Source organism: Pseudomonas canadensis, assembly GCF_000503215.1.
Taxonomy (GTDB): Bacteria; Pseudomonadota; Gammaproteobacteria; order Pseudomonadales; family Pseudomonadaceae; genus Aquipseudomonas; species Aquipseudomonas canadensis.
The window spans coordinates 125,188-142,043 of record NZ_AYTD01000004.1 but is presented as its reverse complement, the minus strand read 5'-3'; the positions used below and the strand labels follow the sequence as shown (position 1 = coordinate 142,043).

The window sequence follows — 16,856 nt, the reverse complement described above, 5'->3', positions numbered from 1 at the left end:
GTTCGCCCTGTTACGCCTAGCGTATCAGATGCAGGTGCAGGCCCTTGGCGTCACCCGTGCCGGTTTCCATGCGTGCGGCGCGCACGCCTTTGTCGACCAGCGCCTGGCGCCAGGCTTCGGCGGTCGGGCCGGTCAGGCTGACGCGCAACGTGGCATCCAGGTTCAGGCCACGAGAAATCAGGGTCAGCCAGGTGTCGTCAGGCTCGCCACCCAGGGCGGGAAAATCCAGTTCGCCGGTGCTTTTCAATTCACGCAGCAGGGTTGCCGAGGTGGGTAGCAGGTCGGCCAGCGGCGCGTTGGCATCCAATTGCTCCACATGCAAATAGGCGCGGCGGTTGCCACGGGTGATGCCGTACAGCGCCACCAGGGAGTTTTCCTGCGGCGCCGCGAGGCGCAGCAGCAGGTATTCCTGCTGGCCGTCGGCGCCGACCAGCTTGGCGTTGCCGAACACTTCATTGGCCCACAGGCTGCTTTCACCGCAATCCCGTGCCTGGCACCAGAACAACAACTGCGCGCCCTTCTCCTGCAAGGCTTCACGCGTGGCCTTGAACGCGGCGTTGGAGCTGTGTTCGGCGGGCAGTTCATAGGTGACGGCGGTGGTCTGGCCGCGGGCGATGGCCTGGCCTTCATAACGCAGTTGGCCGCTGATCTTGCGGATCGCACCCATGGGGTAGATACGTTCTTTTTCTTCGGCGGGACGGTAGTCGACGATTTGCGAGTCGACCTGACGGGCCACGGTGGGCAAGTCCTGGCTGCCCGGTACGTCGGCGGCGAATACCAGTGGGCTCAAAAGGCTCAAGCCCAGGATACGGATACATCCTTTACGCACGCTCATAAGATCAACGAGCCCTGGCCATCGGAGGTCGCAGCGGTGTTGAGTTTGTTCATGGTTGACTCCCTTTCAATCCGCCCAGCCTCGGCAGTTGACCGCCCCAAGTCAAGGCGCGGAGAAGAACCGATTGAAACAGTCTGCAACAAGGACCGCGCCGGACTCATCATTCAGGTGTAAATGGTGGCCGCCTGGCAGCGTGGTTACGGTAAAGGGTAACAGGGAAAGCAATTCGGAATGTTTCGCCAGCATGCCGTCGGCAGCGACCACCAACTGGGTAGGGCAACTCACGCGTCGCACGAAAGCCATCGCCTGTTCCTCAGTCAGGCGAACCGGTGAGGCCAGGGTCAAACGGCTGTCGCTACGCCAAGTGTAACCACCCGGCACCGGCATCAAACCGCGCTGCGCCAGCAGTTCGGCGGCTTCGCGACTGACAGCCACCACGCCTTTCATGCGTGCCTCGACCGCGCGATCCAGGGTGCTGTAGACCGGCTTGCGCTTGTCCTGCAGGTTCAATTGCGCCTGCAAGGCCATGCCCAGCCGCTCGGCGGCATTCTCACCGCTGGCGGTCGGCGGGATCACACCGTCGATCAATCCCAGGTGCGTCACACGCTCCGGCAACGCGCCGGCCAACACCAAGGACACGATGGCACCGAGGGAATGGCCAAGTAATGCAAAACGTTTCCAACCCAGTTGTTCAGCGACTTGCAGCACGTCAAAGACGTAATCCCACAAGGCATAACCGGCACCGGTAGGACGATGCGCCGAATGCCCGTGCCCAGCCATATCCAGCGCAACGATGCGCAACCCCTGAAGTTTTGGCGCCAGCCGCGCAAAGCTGTTGGCGTTGTCCAGCCAGCCATGAAGGGCGATCACCGGCAAACCGTCCTCGGGCCCGAATAAATGGGCCGCCAGTTCGATATGGGGCAGGCTCAGGCGCACCTCTTCAACCGGGGTGCTCATGCGCAGTTGCGCTCGCGGGCTTCCCAGCGGGAGAACAGGTTCTTGATCAGCGTCGCGGTGTCTTGGGGCCGTTCAAGAGGAAACATGTGGCCGCCGGGCATGGTGAGCATTTCGCCCATGGGCAGGCGCCCGACGCCGCTGGCGTGGTGACGCATCACCACCCTGCTCTGCCGGCCGCGCACCACCGCCAGTGGCACCTTCAACTGGCGCACTTGGCCGGGGCTGGTGTGGGGCACGCCACGGTAGATGCTGATTTCGGTGGCCGGATCGAAACGCAGCCGCAGGCGATCACCCACTTGCAGCAGGCCGTGTTGCAGGTAGGCGTCAAAGCATTCGGGGTCAAAGCCACGGAACAGGGTTTTGCCGGAGAAATAGCTGCGCGCGGCGTCCAGGTCGCTGAATTCTTCCCGACGGCCCAAGGTGCGCCCGGCCGGGGTCAGCCGGTCGATAAACCCGAAGCGTTTGGCCGCGCGAATCACCCAACGGTCGGCGCGGGTCAGCACTGGCGAGTCCAGCATGACCACGCCACGGTACAACTGCGGGCAGCGCATGGCCGCGTGCAGGTGCAACACGCCGCCGAGAGAATGGCCCACGCCCCACACCGGTTCCGGTTGCTGCTCCAGGTGGTGGATCAGCTCGTCCACCAGGTTCTGCCAGTTATCGTCCACCGGAAACCGGGGGTCGTGACCGTGCTGTGGCAGATGAGCCACCGCGTACTCCGGAGCCAGGGCGGCGAACAACTTGCCGTAGGTGGCCGAGGGGAAACCATTGGCGTGGGCAAAAAACACGTGCTGCGACATACCGGATCCATCTACAAAAACAGAGATTGATTGTCACCATGCCCGGCCGGCACAGCAATGACTGTAACTGCCAGGAATGATGACACTCACGCCACACCTATCGTGCCGGCGGGTTCTCGCCCAGCGGCACCACAGCCATGGTCAGGCGCGACACGCAACTGGCCTTGCCCTCATCGTTGGTCAGGCGGATGTCCCAGACCTGGGTAGTGCGGCCAATATGGACGGCCTTGGCCACCGCTGTCACCCGCCCGCTGCGCACACCGCGCAGGTGGTTGGCGTTGACCTCCAGGCCCACGCAATAAAACTTGCTCGGGTCGATACACAGATAGGCCGCCATGGAGCCGACGCTCTCGGCCAACACCACCGAAGCGCCGCCATGCAGCAAGCCGTAGGGCTGATGGGTGCGATGGTCGACCACCATGCTCGCGGTCAGGGATTCGTCGTCGAAGCTTTCAAAACGGATGTCCAGCAGTTCACCGATGGTGTTTTTCTGGATTGCGTTGAGTTGCTCGATATTCGGTTGGGTGCGCCACAGGCTCATGGAGAGTGTCCTTATTGGTTTTATTACGGCCCTAATCCTGCCACAGAACGGTTTCGGAACGCTCGCTCCATGTCTGGAAATATTCGCCGTAACTCGATTCGATCACGTTGCGCTTGATCTTCAAGGTCGGCGTCAGGAAGCCGTTCTCTACCGCCCAACTGTCTTTGACCACCACCAATTGGCGTAGGCGCTCATGCTTATCCAGCGCCCGGTTGACCTGTTCCAGCCAGCGCTCCAGGCTGGCACGCAGGGTTGGCAAGTCCTCACTCACTGCCGATAACACGCACAAGCCTATCGGCGCGATCAATCCATCACCCACCACGCACACCTGCTCGATACGCGGATGCTCGGCCAAGCGGTTTTCAATCGGCGCCGGCGCCACGTATTTGCCTTTGCTGGTCTTGAAGATTTCCTTGAGCCGTCCGGTCAGGCGCAAACGCCCCTCGGCGTCCTGCTCGCCTTTGTCGCCCGTGCGCAGGAAACCCTCGGCGGTGATGGTTTCGGCGGTTTTCTGCGGGTCCTTGTAGTAGCCGAGCATGGTCGCGCCGCTGCGGACCTGGACTTCGCCTGTCGGGTCGATACGCACTTCCACCCCGGGGCACGGCAAGCCGATCCAACCGAGGGTCTGCTGGCCGGGGCGGCAGACATGGGAGTAGCCGCAACTCTCGGTCATGCCATACACCTCAAGCACATCCAGGCCCAGGCGTTGATACCAGCGCAGCAACGCCTCAGGCACAGGCGCCGCTCCCGAAAGCGCGATACGCAACGCGTCCAGGCCCAAGCCGGCGAGTACCTTGTGGCCCACACGCTTACCGATGAAGGGCAGGCGCAACAAGGTGTCCAGGCGCTTTGCGGGAATCTTGGCGTAGACGCCCATCTGGAATTTGGTCCAGATACGCGGCACGCCAAACAGTGCGGTCGGACGTGCCCTACGCAGGTCCGTCAGAAACGTCTCCAGGCTTTCGGCGAAAAACACGGTTTGCCCGGTATAGATCGAGGCCATCTCGACAAACATCCGCTCCGCCACATGGCACAGCGGCAGGTAGGACAACAACCGGTCGCCCTCACCCAAGCCAAACAACTCCGTACCACGGGTGGCGGCAAACCCCAACGCGCCGAAGGTGTGCATCACGCCCTTCGGCAGGCCAGTAGTGCCGGAGGTATAAATGATGGTGGCCAGGTCCGAGGCCGCAGGTGCCGGCTCATCCTGGATCGGCGAGCAGGCTTGCAGATCGGCCCAACTGAAATCGAATTCGCCCGCTGGGCACAACGGCAGGCTGATGGTCGGCACATCCGCAGGCACGCCGGGCGCCATGGCTGGCCAATCATCAAGCTTGCCGATAATCACCAGCGCCGCCTCGGAATGGGTCAGCACATGGGCGACAGAATCAGCGGTGAGATTGGGATACAGCGGCACCGAGACATGCCCGGCCATCCAGATCGCCAGGTCGGCAATGATCCAGTGGGCGCAGTTTTTCGAAATCAGCGCAATGTGCGAGCGGGGAGGCAACTCCCGGGCGCGCAGCCAGTGCGCGGCGCAGCGGGCCTGGTGGCCGACGTCGTCCCAGGTGAGGCTTTGCACGTCGCCACCACCGACCGGCTGCACCAGAAAGGTTTGGCGCGGATGTCGCGCTTCACGTTCGAAGAAGACCTGCAACGGCAAACGAAAAGCGACGGGCATGGGACGCGCTCCTTTGTGGTCCGACGATAGCCAACCAAGCACTTGCTTGGTTGACTATATAGCACACACAAAGCCGCGATAAAGCCTACGGGTTCTTCACACTGACCAGGCTCATCAGCCCCGCCAGCGGGAAATCCCCTTCCAGTTCCGCCAGGCTGGCGGTGTGCATCGGCTGCGGCTGGCGCTGGTGGCCGTGCTGCAGAAAGCTGATCAGGCTGCCCACCAACGGTTGATGGCTGACCAGCAGCACATTGTCATCAGTGTCGAGCTTTTCCAGCACCTGCGACGGATTACCCTCGGGCGTCAGCCACGGCACTGTGCGAATCTCAGGCTCAAAGCCCAAGGCCTCACGCACCAGCTGCGCGGTCTGCTGCGCCCGCACATAGGGGCTGGCAATGATCGCGCTGAGGGGCTGGCCGATCAGTTGCGCAGCACTGCGCAACACTTCGGCGCGGCCATGCTCGGTGAGGTTGCGCTCGGCATCGGTGCGCGCATGCCCTTCGGCCTCACCGTGGCGCAGGATCCACAGCTTCACAGTTTCGGCTCTTCATCGCGCACCGGGTGTGGCGCCGGCGGCACGCTGTGGGCGGCTTCGCCCTCGGGTGCGCGCGGGGTCGGCCAGTCGGCGAACGGCCACGGCTTCTGGTCGGTGTGGAAGCTGCCGAAGCGGCCGATCTGCGCCAGGAACTGGCTGAGGCTGTCGCCAAAGTTCATCAGGCCCAGGTTCGGGGCGCCGTAGACCAGGCGGTAGATCAACTGCACCACCACCAGCGCGCCGAGCAGGAACTGCGCCACTTGCCACACCAGGGCAAACACCAGCATCCACAGAATGCGCAGGCCAATGGATTCGTACTTGGGAGCTGCTTTCGGATCGTTCATGACGCGTTCCTCAGTTGAAACCACTGGTGGAAATAAAGTCGACATCGGTTTTCGGCTCGGCACGCATCAGCAACTCGATGACCTGGTCCAAGGTGCGCCCTTCAAACAGGATCGCGTGCAACCCGGCGACCAGCGGCATATACACACCGACTTCCTGGGCCTTGGCCTTGAGCACCTTGAGCGTGTTGACCCCTTCGGCGACTTCGCCCAGGCGCGTGACCGCGTCTTCCAGGCTCAGGCCCTGGCCAAGGGCGAAACCCACCTGGTAGTTGCGGCTTTTCGGTGAGGAGCAGGTGACGATCAAGTCGCCCACGCCTGCCAGACCCAGGAAGGTCATTGGGTTGGCGCCCTGGTTCACCGCAAAGCGGGTCATCTCGGCCAGGGCGCGGGTGATCAACATGCTCTTGGTGTTTTCGCCCATGCCCAGCGCGACGGCCATGCCGGCGATGATCGCGTAGACGTTTTTCAGTGCACCGCCGAGCTCGACGCCAAAACGGTCGCTGCTGGCATAGACGCGGAAAGTGCGCCCATGCAACACGGCCTGGACACGTTCGCAGAGTTCTTCGTCTTCACTGGCGACTACGGTGGCGGTCAACGCGTGTTCGGCCACTTCCCGTGCCAGGTTCGGCCCGGACAGCACGCCAATGCGCGCTTGGGGAGCGATTTCCTCGAGGATTTCGCTCATCAACTTGAAGGTCTGTGCCTCGATGCCCTTGGTCAGGCTGACCAGCAACTTGCCGGCCAGACGCTCGGCGTGGGGCGCCAGCACCGAGCGCAAGGCGCTGGAGGGCAGCGCGACGAAGCACAGGTCGCACGCCGTGAGGGTTTCGAGCAGGTCGGTGACCGGCTCGACCGCCGGATGAATCTTGATGCCTTTGAGGTAACGCGGATTTTCCCGGTGCACCCGAATGGCCTCGGCCTGTTCGGGGTCGCGCATCCACTGGCGCACAGCGTGGCCGTTCTCGGCCAGCAGGTTTGCCACGGCGGTACCAAAACTTCCGCCTCCCAGGACCGCAATAGGGCGCTGTTCAGTCATATGCAATCCGTTAATCCATACCAGTGGCGATGGCGGCATTATACGGGCCGACCCGCTGGCGGCCAGCCCCCGTATCAATTCGCGCGTTTGTCGGAAAATGCCACATTTACATGGAGTAATTGCAAGTCCGGCGACTGGCAAAAGGCCCCACCTCAGTTAACATGGGCGGCTATCCGCAATTATCAAGGCCGTGCCGTGTATTTGGGCCCTCCTCCCCGTTCATCTCTGTGGCTGATGCTGTTGTGCTGCACGCCTGCCATGGCCGACGACCTGTTCCTCGACAGCCAGCCGCTGCCCCAGGTATTGACGGCCACGCGCCTCAAGCAATCGGCCGCCGCCGTGCCCGGCAGCATGACCGTGATCGACAGCGAGCTGATCAAAGCCAGTGGCGCGCGGGATATCAGTGAGTTGCTGCGCCTTGTGCCGGGGATGATGGTCGGCTACACCAGCGGCAATCAGGCGGCGGTGAACTACCACGGCACCAGTGCCAGCGATGCGCGGCGCATGCAGGTGTTGATCGACGGCCGCTCGGTGTACCGCGCGGGCCTGGCCACCGTGGACTGGAGCGACATTCCGGTGGCCATGGAGGATATCGAGCGCATCGAAGTATTCCGTGGCCCCAATACCGTCAGCTACGGCGCCAATGCCTTGATGGCGGTGGTGAACATTCTTACGCGCTCGCCGGCCAACAGCCACGGCACGCGGGTAAAAGTGGTGCGTGGCGAACGCGGCATCAATGATTTCTATGCCAGCCAGGGCGCAGGCTGGGAAACCGGTGACTTGCGCCTGTCCCTGTCCGGGCAGCAAGACGACGGTTTCGACAGCGATGCATCCGGGGCCGACCGTCGTGACAGCCGCCGCCTCAGCCGCTTCAGCCTGGCGATCAGCCAGACGCTGAACACGCAGCAAAGCATCGACTTGCAACTGGATGCGAAAGAAGGCACAAACCAGCGACCGTATACCTACAGCCCGGTCTTCGCCGGGATTACCGAGGGCGGTAACAATTCCGACGTCACCGCCAAGGATTATGCCGGCTCCCTGCGCTGGAACTTCGACTTCAACCCGGATCACAGTCTGTATATCCAGGGCTCCGCCCAGCAGTGGGACCGCCAGCAAATCTGGAAGGCGTGTGACGCCAAGGTCTCGTTCAGCCCCGAGCTGACCCAGTTGTGGCAGATGAATCCCAACTACGCCGAACTGCTGGCCCGGCACATGGACACCTACAGCCAGGGCAGCGCACCACCGGGCAGCGCAGCCGAGCAGGCGTTGGCCAACCAAGTGCTGCAACAGTGGCGCGACGGTGCCAGTCAAAGCGTGTGCGGCGACATCGACCAGAGCACCCGCGAAAGCCGCTACGACCTGGAGATTCAAGACACCCTCAGCCTGTCCGACAGCCTGCGCCTGGTCAGCGGCATGAACTACCGCTATGACCGCGCCGACTCCGACACTTACTTCAACGGCACGTTGGACGACACCACCTGGCGCCTGTTCGGCCAGTTGGAATGGCGCGCCAGCGAGCATTGGCTGCTGCAAGGCGGCGCCATGTATGAAGACACTCACCTGAGCGGCAACTCGCTGACGCCACGGGTGGCGGTCAACTACCTGATCAACCCGCGCCACGGCCTGCGTGCGGTGTACTCCGAGGCGATCCGCTCGCCGGACATGTTCGAGAACAACGTCAACTGGAGCTACCGCGTCACCAACCTCAGCTCCCCGGCCTACGGGCAGACCACCGGGCAATACTTCGTAAAGACCCGGGGCCCAGGTAACCTCGATAAAGAGATGATGAAGTCACGGGAACTGGGGTACAACGGCTTCTTTGCCGACATCGGGCTGAACATGGACGTGAAACTGTTCTACGACGAGATCACCGACATGATCAGCTCGCCGCTGCGCAATAACCAGTACATTGCCAGCAACGCCAACAGCGCCCGGTTTACCGGCGCAGAGTCCCAATTCGACTGGCGTGTGAGCAACGCCGACCGCCTGCGGCTCACCTATGCTTACGTCGACGCCAGCACCAGCAACCCGCTGGACAAAGCCCAGACCGCGCGCAACAGTGGCTCCGCCGGCTGGTTGCGTGAGTGGGGCCAGGGTTGGTCCAGCGCGCTGTTCTACTATGGCGATGACGCACTCAACCAATATCGCTTCGAACGGGTCGACCTGCGGGTCGCCAAGCGCATTGCCCTGGGCAAAGCCAACGTGGAGCTGGCCGGCATGTTGCAAGAACGCCTCGACAACCAGCCCACCACCTGGGCCGACAACAATTATGACCATCGCCACGTGCTCTACTTCAGTGCCGAGCTAGAGTTCTGACATGGGCGACTCGTCACGGATGACTGGCGTGTTGATCACTCGGCTTTGGCGGCGTGCCGTGCTGCTCGCCTGCCTGCTGCTGGCCGCGCCGGCGTGGAGTGCCGATATCCTGCTGACCGCCGCTGAAGACGGCGCCGGTGTGCAAGCCTTTGCCCAGGCCCTGGCACAGCAACGCCCCGAAGACCGTGTCACCTTTACAGCCCTCAAAGACTTGCCGGCACCCGGCCGCCTGCCGGCAACCACGCGCTTGATCCTGCTGGACCTGCCCGGCCTCGACTGGCGCCTGCAAGAGCCTCAGGGCCCACCGACCCTGGTGCTGCGCATCAGCCGCCTGCAAGCCCATCAGCGCCTGGGCAGCATGCCGCACCCACGCATTAGCCTGCTGTGGAGCGACCCGCCGCTGGATCGCCAATTGCGCCTGATCGCGGGCATCCTGCCGCAGGCGCGGCGTATCGGCGTGCTTTATGGCGCCGACAGCGAATTCCTGCTGCCCGAGCTGAAACAGCACTCCACCTCGCTAGGCCTGGAGATCGTGCCCCAGCTCTGGGACAACATTAATGACAGTCGACCGCTCCAAATCCTGTTCCGCAACAGTGATGTGCTGCTCGGCCTCGACGACCCGCAGTTGTACAACCCGAAAACCGCGAAGAACCTGTTGCTGAGCAGTTACGCCCAGCAATTGCCGCTGATAGGCCCGAACGCGGGCTTCGTACGAGCCGGCAGCCTGGCCAGCACCTACAGCGACCAGGCTGACTGGCTGGCCGTGCTTGACCGTCTACTCGACCATTCGCCGGCCAACTGGCCGCGCTCGCTGTACCCGGATCGCTTCAAAGTCGTGGGCAACCCGCAAGTCGCGCGCTCACTGGGGATCGAACAGGTGGACGAAGCCAGCGTCGCCACCCGATTGGCCGAAGGAGAAAAACGCCCATGACCTTGCGTCGTCGTTGGGACATCAACACCCGTACCCAGCTCATTACCCTGGGCCCGGCGCTGTTGCTGACGTTGCTGTTGATCAGCTTCTTCACCTTTGTGCGTATCCAGGATTTGCGCCAAGAACTGGACCACACCGGCCAACTGATCGCCAACCAACTGGCGCCGGCCACCGAATACGGGGTGATTTCCGGCAACAATGACGTGCTCGACAGCCTGTTGCGCGCGACGCTGGCCACGCCGCACGTGCGCTTCCTGGAGATCCAGGACAGCAGCGAGAATATCCTGGTGTATGTCGAGCAACCGTCGGAGAAGCACGACCGCTCACTGTCGGTGAAAGTGTTCCAGGCACCGATTCGTCTGCAACACATTCAACTGGGTAACGATTTCTTCCAGGACAACCTCAACGAATCCAAGGCACCGCGCGCCGATTACCTGGGCCGGGTGATCGTCGGCATGTCCAACGACGCGTTCAGCCAGCGCCAGCAGGAGATCCTGTTCAAGGCCGGCATCCTCGCGCTGTTTGCCCTGCTGTTTACCTTCCTGCTCGCGCGGCGCCTGGCCGCCAGCCTGTCCCAGCCGATCAGCGCCATGGGCCATGCGGTGAAGGCGATCCAGCAAGGCGACTACCAGACGCCGCTGCCGATTGTGGATGACTCGGAGCTGGGCGACCTGTCGCGGCATATCAACAACCTTGCCGAAGGCCTCAACCAGGCCAGTCGCGAACAACAGCAGGCCATGGCCCAGTTGATCCAGACCCGCGAAGAAGCTGAGCGCGCTAACAACGCCAAGTCGGAGTTCCTGGCGATGATGAGCCATGAACTGCGCACGCCCATGAATGGCGTGCTGGGCATGTTGCAGTTGCTGGAAACCACGGAGATGACCGAGGAGCAGACCGAGTACGCGGCACTGGCTTCGGAGTCCACCGAGCATTTGCTCAAGGTGATCAACGATATCCTCGACTTCTCGCGTATCGAACGCGCCGCCCTGGAACTGGAGCATATTCCGTTCAACCTGGCGGACCTGATCAACAGTTGCGCGCAGGCCTTCCAGCACAGCGCCCAGCAACGTGGGCTGGCGCTGAAACTGGCGATCCCGCTGGGGATGGACGCCTTGCAGGTGCAGGGAGACCCGACGCGGATCCGCCAGATCCTGGTGAACCTGATCGGCAACGCCTTGAAGTTCACCGAGCACGGCAGCGTCAGTGTCGAGCCCCACTGGCAGACCCTCGACCATGAACTGGTGTGGTTCACGTGCACCGTGCGTGACAGCGGCATAGGCATTTCCGCCGAACGCCTGGAGGCGATGTTCGACGCGTTCCAGCAGGCTGACAGTTCCATTTCAAGACGTTACGGCGGCACCGGCCTGGGCCTGCCCATCGCACGCACCCTGGCCGAACGCATGGGCGGCACCCTGCGTGCCCAAAGCGAAGAAGGCCGCGGCTCGGTGTTTACCCTGGAAATTCCCCTGGCCATCGACCAGCACAGCGTGCCGCCGATTGCCAGCGACGCCGACGGCAAAGCCGGCGCGGGTGATGGTCGTCACGTGCTGCTGGTGGAAGACAACCCGGTCAACCGCACGGTGGTTGAGGCCATGCTGCGCAGCCTGGGCTTCGAAGTGAGCCTGGCCACCGACGGCGCCGAAGCGATCCGCAGCGCCGAGAGCCTGATTTTCACCGCAATCCTGATGGATTGTCGGCTGCCGGTCATCGACGGCTATGAAGCCACCCGGCAAATCCGTCAGTTACCGGGCTGTGCCGATCTGCCGATCATCGCCCTGACCGCCAACGCTTTACAGGGCGACCGTGAAGCCTGCCTGGCAGCGGGAATGAACGATTACCTGGCCAAGCCGTTCAAACGCACGGATTTGCAGCAAATCCTGCAGCGTTGGGTGCAATAGCGCCGCGCCATCAGCCAACTCCGACTGGCGTGAAAGGCGAAAGTGCGGCAGTCTTAGGCACCCGAACGGGCCCATAAACAGGCCCGGTTTAAAATTTCAGTGAACAAGTGTACATTCAGTGCCTTGCCGCTGTGACTTTCACTACAACGCAATAGTCTATGTGTAGGCTGCCGACATGAGGCATGAACGCTTCATTCGGTTCGGGAAGATTTACCCTACCCTGCCGCATGGGATTATTGAGGAGCTCGCATGACCAAACAAAACGCCTTTACTCGGGAAGACCTGCTGCGCTGCAGTCGCGGTGAGCTGTTCGGCCCAGGTAACGCGCAACTGCCCGCCCCGAACATGCTGATGGTGGATCGCATCACCCATATCAGCGAAGAGGGTGGCAAGTACGGCAAAGGTGAATTGGTCGCCGAGCTGGATATCACCCCGGACCTGTGGTTCTTCGCCTGCCATTTCGAAGGCGACCCTGTGATGCCAGGCTGCCTGGGCCTTGACGCCATGTGGCAGCTGGTCGGTTTCTTCCTCGGCTGGCAAGGCCTGCCGGGCCGCGGTCGTGCCCTGGGTTCGGGCGAAGTGAAGTTCTTTGGCCAGGTCCTGCCGACCGCCAAGAAAGTCACCTACAACATTCAAATCAAGCGCGTCCTCAAGGGCAAGCTGAACCTGGCCATCGCCGATGGTTCGGTGAGCGTCGACGGTCGCGAGATCTATACTGCCGAAGGCCTTCGGGTCGGCGTATTCACATCCACTGACAACTTTTAAGGGTTATCCGCATGCGCCGCGTCGTTATCACTGGTCTGGGCATTGTTTCTTGCCTGGGCAATGACAAAGAGACCGTCACCGCTAACCTGCGTGCAAGTCGCCCTGGCATCCGCTTCAACCCGGAATATGCCGAAATGGGTCTGCGTAGCCAGGTTTCCGGCTCCATCGACCTGCCCCTCGAAGAGCTGATCGATCGCAAGATCTATCGCTTCGTCGGCCACGCTGCCGCCTACGCCTACCTGGCGATGAAAGACGCAATCGCCGACTCCGGCCTGAGCGAAGACCAGGTCTCGAACGTACGCACCGGCCTGATCGCCGGCTCCGGCGGCGCATCGACCCTGAACCAGATGGAAGCGCTGGACATCCTGCGCGAAAAAGGCGTGAAGCGTGTCGGCCCGTACCGTGTCACGCGGACCATGGGCAGCACTGTGTCGGCCTGCCTGGCCACGCCTTTCCAGATCAAGGGCGTGAACTACTCGATTTCCTCCGCCTGCGCCACCAGTGCACACTGCATCGGTACTGCGGTTGAGCAGATCCAGTTGGGCAAGCAGGACATCGTGTTCGCCGGCGGCGGTGAAGAAGAACATTGGAGCCAATCGTTCCTGTTCGACGCCATGGGCGCACTGTCCACCCAGTACAACGAAACCCCGGAAAAGGCCTCCCGCGCCTACGACGCCAAGCGTGACGGTTTCGTCATCGCCGGCGGTGGCGGCATGGTGGTGGTCGAGGAGCTGGAACACGCTCTGGCCCGTGGTGCCAAGATCTACGCGGAAATCGTCGGCTACGGCGCCACTTCCGACGGCTACGACATGGTTGCCCCAAGCGGTGAAGGCGCCATCCGTTGCATGCAGATGGCCATGTCCACTGTAGATACCCCAATCGACTACCTGAACACCCACGGCACCTCGACTCCGGTCGGCGACGCCAAGGAAATGGAAGGCGTGCGTGCGGTATTCGGCGACAAGGCTCCGGCCATCAGCTCTACCAAGAGCCTGTCCGGTCACTCCTTGGGCGCCGCTGGCGTTCACGAAGCGATCTACTGCCTGCTGATGATGGAAGGCAACTTCATGGCCGGTTCGGCCAACATCGACGAGATTGATCCGGTGGTGGCTGACATGCCGATCCTGACCAAGACCGTTGAGAATGCAAAAATCGACACCGTGATGAGCAACAGCTTCGGCTTTGGTGGCACTAACGCTACCCTGGTGCTGAAACGCTGGCAGGGTCAGTAAGACCTGTAGCTTGATTGCATGAAAAAGCCCCGACTGGTTCGGGGCTTTTTTGTGGGTAATGGATTTGAGACCGAGTCGGCTTCATCACAGGCAAGCCAGCTCCCACATTTGAAACGCATTCCCCTGTGGGAGCTGGCTTGCCTGCGATAGCGCCAACTCGGTACCCGGCCCTACACCGAAAATCGCGCCACCATCGTGTTCAGGTCCACCGCCAAGCGCGACAACTCCTGGCTCGCCGCACTGGTCTGATTCGCCCCGGTCGATGTCTGATGCGCCAGGTCGCGGATGTTGATCAAGTTGCGATCCACCTCCCGCGCCACCGCCGCCTGTTGCTCGGATGCGCTGGCGATCACCAGGTTGCGTTCATTGATCAAGGTGAACGCCGAGGCGATTTCCTCCAATGCCGTGCCCGCCGACTTGGCGATATCCAAGGTCGAGCGTGCTCGCGTATTGCTCTGCTGCATCGAGCTGACCGCCTGATCGGTGCCTTGCTGGATCCCGCTGATCATCTGCTCGATTTCCTGGGTCGACTGCTGGGTGCGATGAGCCAAAGCCCGCACTTCGTCGGCTACTACCGCAAACCCACGCCCAGCATCCCCGGCGCGCGCCGCTTCAATCGCCGCGTTCAACGCCAGCAAGTTGGTCTGCTCGGCAATCGAGCGGATTACGTCCAGCACCTTGCTGATGCCATAAACCTTCTGCGCCAGATCCTCGACCTGCGTCACGTTGTCGGTCACGTCAGTGGCCAGCGCCTCGATCGACACCACAGTCTGATGCACTTGCTCGCGCCCATGCTGGGCAATGCGGTCGGACTCGCGGGACGCCTGGGACGTGGCCACTGCGTTGCTTGCCACCTCCTCCACGGCTGCCGTCATCTGGTTCACCGCCGTGGCGGCCTGCTCGATTTCCTGATTCTGCTGGTGCAAACCACGGGTGGCGTCTTCAGTCACGCAGCTAAGCTCCTCCGAGGCGGACGCCAACTGGTTCGACGACTCGGAGATACGCCGGATGGTATCGCGTAGATTCTCCTGCATACCCTTGAGCGCCTGCTGCAGACGCGCCGGCTCATCATTGCCACTCACATGGATCTCGCCGGTCAGATCGCCACTGGCCACGCCCTGGGCGACTTTCAGAGACTGGGCCAGGGGCAACACGATGCTGCGTGTCAGCCACACTGCCAGGCCGATGGTAATCAGCGCCGTAAGCACGATCATGCCGACCACCCAGCTGCGCGACTGGCTGAACACGCTTTGCGCCAAGCTTGCAGCTTGATTGGCATTGGCTTTGTTGAGGTTGACCAGTTCGTGCAGGGTCGTGGCCATTTCATCGGCGATCTGGTTCATCTCGCCATTGACCACCCTGATCGCGTCTTCCAGCTGGTTGGCCTTCGAAAACCCCATGACCTGCTCCTGGCGTTGCAGGTATTGCTGCTCCTGGGCCTTGAAGCGATCAAACAGCGTGCGTTCCTCGGGCAGCACAATCAGCGCCTCGTAGAGGGTCTGCGCATGATGCAGGCCGCTTTTCAGCTCGCCCAGTTTCTGTTCGTTCTGCGCCAGCGCCTGGGAATCGCGGTTGACCAGCAGGCGCAAGGTCAGCGCCCGAACACGCAGCAAGTCCTGACTCATCTGCCCCACCGCCATCACGCTGGGCAGCCAGTTATTCTCCACCTGGTCCGATTGCTGGCGCATATTGGCCATCTGCAACAGGGCAAAGCCGCCCAGGGCAAATACCATCAACGCCAATAGGCCAAACCCCAAGCCCGCGCGCGGGGCGATATTCAGACTTCTGATACTCATGCCTTGGCTCCTTCCAATTTCGCTGCATCCATTTGCAGCTGGCTCTTGAAAGGTATCGGCCTATTGCTCGTTTTGCGTAAGACGAAAACGCGATATCAACGTGCTACACCATCGCGGGGCGCTTTAGGCAGGATCGCCAAAAAGTTGTCCCGTGCGACTTTGCGAGCGACGTCCTCCGGCAGGGCATCCAGGAACGGGTCGAAGCGGCGCATTTCCTTACCGAGCTTGTTGAACCGCCCTACAACGTCCGAGCCCAGCATAAACCGCTCCGGGAAACGCTCCACCAGCTTGACCCACTCCGGGCGCGGCTGCCCTGCGTCATCCAGCAAATACGGCGTGAGCATGCTCCAGGACAGGTCGATGTACAGGTTGGGGTAAGCCTCCAGCAGGCGGCTCAGGGTCGGCAGCAAAAAGTCCATCTGCACCTGATGGCGGTGGATTTCCTTGCTGGTGCCGGCGTGGGCCCAGATAAAGCGGGTGTGCGGATGGTTGCGCAGCGGCTCTTCCACTTCAGCCAGGTACAGCGGATTGCGCTCACGCTTGGAGGTGATGTTGGAGTGCAGCATCACCGGCAGGTCGTTTTCTGCCGCCAGGTGATAGATGCGGGTCATGGCTTCGTTATTGGCACGCGGGGTGTCGCCTGCGGTGATGGCGGTAAGGTCGTCATGGCGGGTGAAGACCTCACCGATGCCTTGCCACAGCCCTGGGTTGAGGTCGAGCATGCGCTGGATATGGGCGGCCGAGTTCTTGTCGTTGGGGTTGAAGCCGGACAGGAACGGATGAAAATACTGGCGTTGCTCTGGGCTCAGTTTATTGACCGCTGCGGCCACAATCACATCGGTGGCGCTGTACCAGTAGGCATCGGCATCGTCACCGGCGTAGTAGCGCGGCCGCTTGGGTTCATCTTCGTGCCATTTCTTGGCGACCGGGATGCCGGAAATCATCACATGCTCGATGCGGCTGTCAGCCATGGCATTGAGCAGCTTGTCCATGCCCGCGGTTTCCTGGAAGAAATCCACGTAATGCAGGTGCGCGTCGCTGTAGGCATAGTCGCGGGCCTGCGCAGCAAGGCTGCTGGTGGTGAGCAACAGGGCAAGCGTCAGGCGGGTCAACGGCACGATAAAACCTCGATAAGGGCTGATACGGGTAGACCTTGCTCAGGCTGCCAGGGTTCATCCGGCAAAAAACA

General features: G+C 61.9%; 15 protein-coding genes and 1 pseudogene. 5 read left to right on the top strand and 11 right to left on the bottom strand.

Features of this window, described 5'->3' with window-relative positions; all coding sequences use genetic code 11:
- Positions 1 to 16: 16 nt before the first annotated feature.
- From U367_RS0103395 to U367_RS0103360, 8 genes are all read right to left on the bottom strand, one after another.
- Entirely contained in the window at positions 17 to 835 is an 819-nt protein-coding gene (locus tag U367_RS0103395) for a DUF4892 domain-containing protein (RefSeq protein ID WP_028615735.1), read from the bottom strand.
- A 102-nt stretch (positions 836 to 937) separates the two neighbouring features.
- The gene (locus U367_RS0103390) at positions 938 to 1,792 is read right to left on the bottom strand and encodes an alpha/beta hydrolase (RefSeq protein ID WP_028615734.1); all 855 of its coding nucleotides are present in this window, start codon (positions 1,790 to 1,792) and stop codon (positions 938 to 940) included.
- Positions 1,789 to 2,592 carry an alpha/beta fold hydrolase gene (locus U367_RS0103385; protein WP_028615733.1) on the bottom strand — a complete coding sequence of 268 codons (804 nt, stop codon included), beginning with the start codon at positions 2,590 to 2,592 and terminating at the stop codon, positions 1,789 to 1,791. The genes U367_RS0103390 and U367_RS0103385 overlap by 4 nt, the downstream gene beginning before the upstream one ends.
- A gap of 97 nt (positions 2,593 to 2,689) precedes the next feature.
- A complete protein-coding gene (locus tag U367_RS0103380; RefSeq protein WP_028615732.1) occupies positions 2,690 to 3,133 on the bottom strand; it encodes a hotdog fold thioesterase in 444 nt (147 codons plus the stop codon).
- A 31-nt stretch (positions 3,134 to 3,164) separates the two neighbouring features.
- Positions 3,165 to 4,814 (bottom strand): AMP-binding protein, encoded by a 1,650-nt coding sequence (locus U367_RS0103375; protein ID WP_028615731.1) that lies wholly within the window; start codon positions 4,812 to 4,814, stop codon positions 3,165 to 3,167.
- 85 nt (positions 4,815 to 4,899) lie between these two features.
- Positions 4,900 to 5,349 (bottom strand): phosphohistidine phosphatase SixA, encoded by a 450-nt coding sequence (gene sixA, locus U367_RS0103370; protein WP_028615730.1) that lies wholly within the window; start codon positions 5,347 to 5,349, stop codon positions 4,900 to 4,902.
- On the bottom strand, positions 5,346 to 5,693 hold the full coding sequence (locus U367_RS0103365; RefSeq protein ID WP_028615729.1) for a DUF4389 domain-containing protein: 348 nt from the start codon (positions 5,691 to 5,693) through the stop codon (positions 5,346 to 5,348). Before U367_RS0103365 ends, sixA begins: the two co-directional genes overlap by 4 nt.
- A 10-nt stretch (positions 5,694 to 5,703) precedes the next feature.
- Positions 5,704 to 6,729, bottom strand: a complete 1,026-nt coding sequence (locus U367_RS0103360; RefSeq protein WP_028615728.1) for an NAD(P)H-dependent glycerol-3-phosphate dehydrogenase — start codon at positions 6,727 to 6,729, stop codon at positions 5,704 to 5,706.
- Positions 6,730 to 6,924: 195 nt separating this feature from the next.
- Here U367_RS0103360 and U367_RS0103355 point away from each other — a divergent pair, with 195 nt between their 5' ends.
- The 5 genes from U367_RS0103355 (at position 6,925) to fabB (ending at position 13,871) form a co-directional block, all read left to right on the top strand.
- Positions 6,925 to 9,045, top strand: coding sequence for a TonB-dependent receptor plug domain-containing protein (locus tag U367_RS0103355; RefSeq protein WP_317135396.1), 2,121 nt, complete (start codon positions 6,925 to 6,927; stop codon positions 9,043 to 9,045).
- A gap of 1 nt (position 9,046) precedes the next feature.
- Positions 9,047 to 9,976, top strand: coding sequence for an ABC transporter substrate-binding protein (locus tag U367_RS0103350; RefSeq protein WP_028615726.1), 930 nt, complete (start codon positions 9,047 to 9,049; stop codon positions 9,974 to 9,976).
- On the top strand, positions 9,973 to 11,874 hold the full coding sequence (locus tag U367_RS0103345; RefSeq protein WP_028615725.1) for an ATP-binding protein: 1,902 nt from the start codon (positions 9,973 to 9,975) through the stop codon (positions 11,872 to 11,874). Before U367_RS0103350 ends, U367_RS0103345 begins: the two co-directional genes overlap by 4 nt.
- 249 nt (positions 11,875 to 12,123) lie before the next feature.
- Positions 12,124 to 12,639: a 3-hydroxyacyl-[acyl-carrier-protein] dehydratase FabA gene (gene fabA / locus U367_RS0103340; RefSeq protein ID WP_010211704.1), complete on the top strand. Its 516-nt coding sequence runs from the start codon at positions 12,124 to 12,126 to the stop codon at positions 12,637 to 12,639.
- An 11-nt stretch (positions 12,640 to 12,650) separates the two neighbouring features.
- Positions 12,651 to 13,871, top strand: a complete 1,221-nt coding sequence (fabB, locus tag U367_RS0103335) for a beta-ketoacyl-ACP synthase I (protein ID WP_016979549.1) — start codon at positions 12,651 to 12,653, stop codon at positions 13,869 to 13,871.
- A gap of 170 nt (positions 13,872 to 14,041) precedes the next feature.
- Here the strand turns inward: fabB and U367_RS1000000132645 are convergent, their stop codons facing one another.
- From U367_RS1000000132645 to U367_RS0103325, 3 genes and pseudogenes are all read right to left on the bottom strand, one after another.
- On the bottom strand, positions 14,042 to 14,905 hold the full coding sequence (locus U367_RS1000000132645) for a methyl-accepting chemotaxis protein (protein ID WP_371923951.1): 864 nt from the start codon (positions 14,903 to 14,905) through the stop codon (positions 14,042 to 14,044).
- Positions 14,897 to 15,667 (bottom strand): annotated as a pseudogene (locus tag U367_RS1000000132640) (MCP four helix bundle domain-containing protein); the annotation flags it as partial. The pseudogene U367_RS1000000132640 and the gene U367_RS1000000132645, both read right to left, overlap by 9 nt.
- Before the next feature lie 95 nt (positions 15,668 to 15,762).
- Positions 15,763 to 16,785, bottom strand: a complete 1,023-nt coding sequence (locus U367_RS0103325) for an amidohydrolase family protein (protein WP_028615723.1) — start codon at positions 16,783 to 16,785, stop codon at positions 15,763 to 15,765.
- Positions 16,786 to 16,856 lie beyond the last annotated feature (71 nt).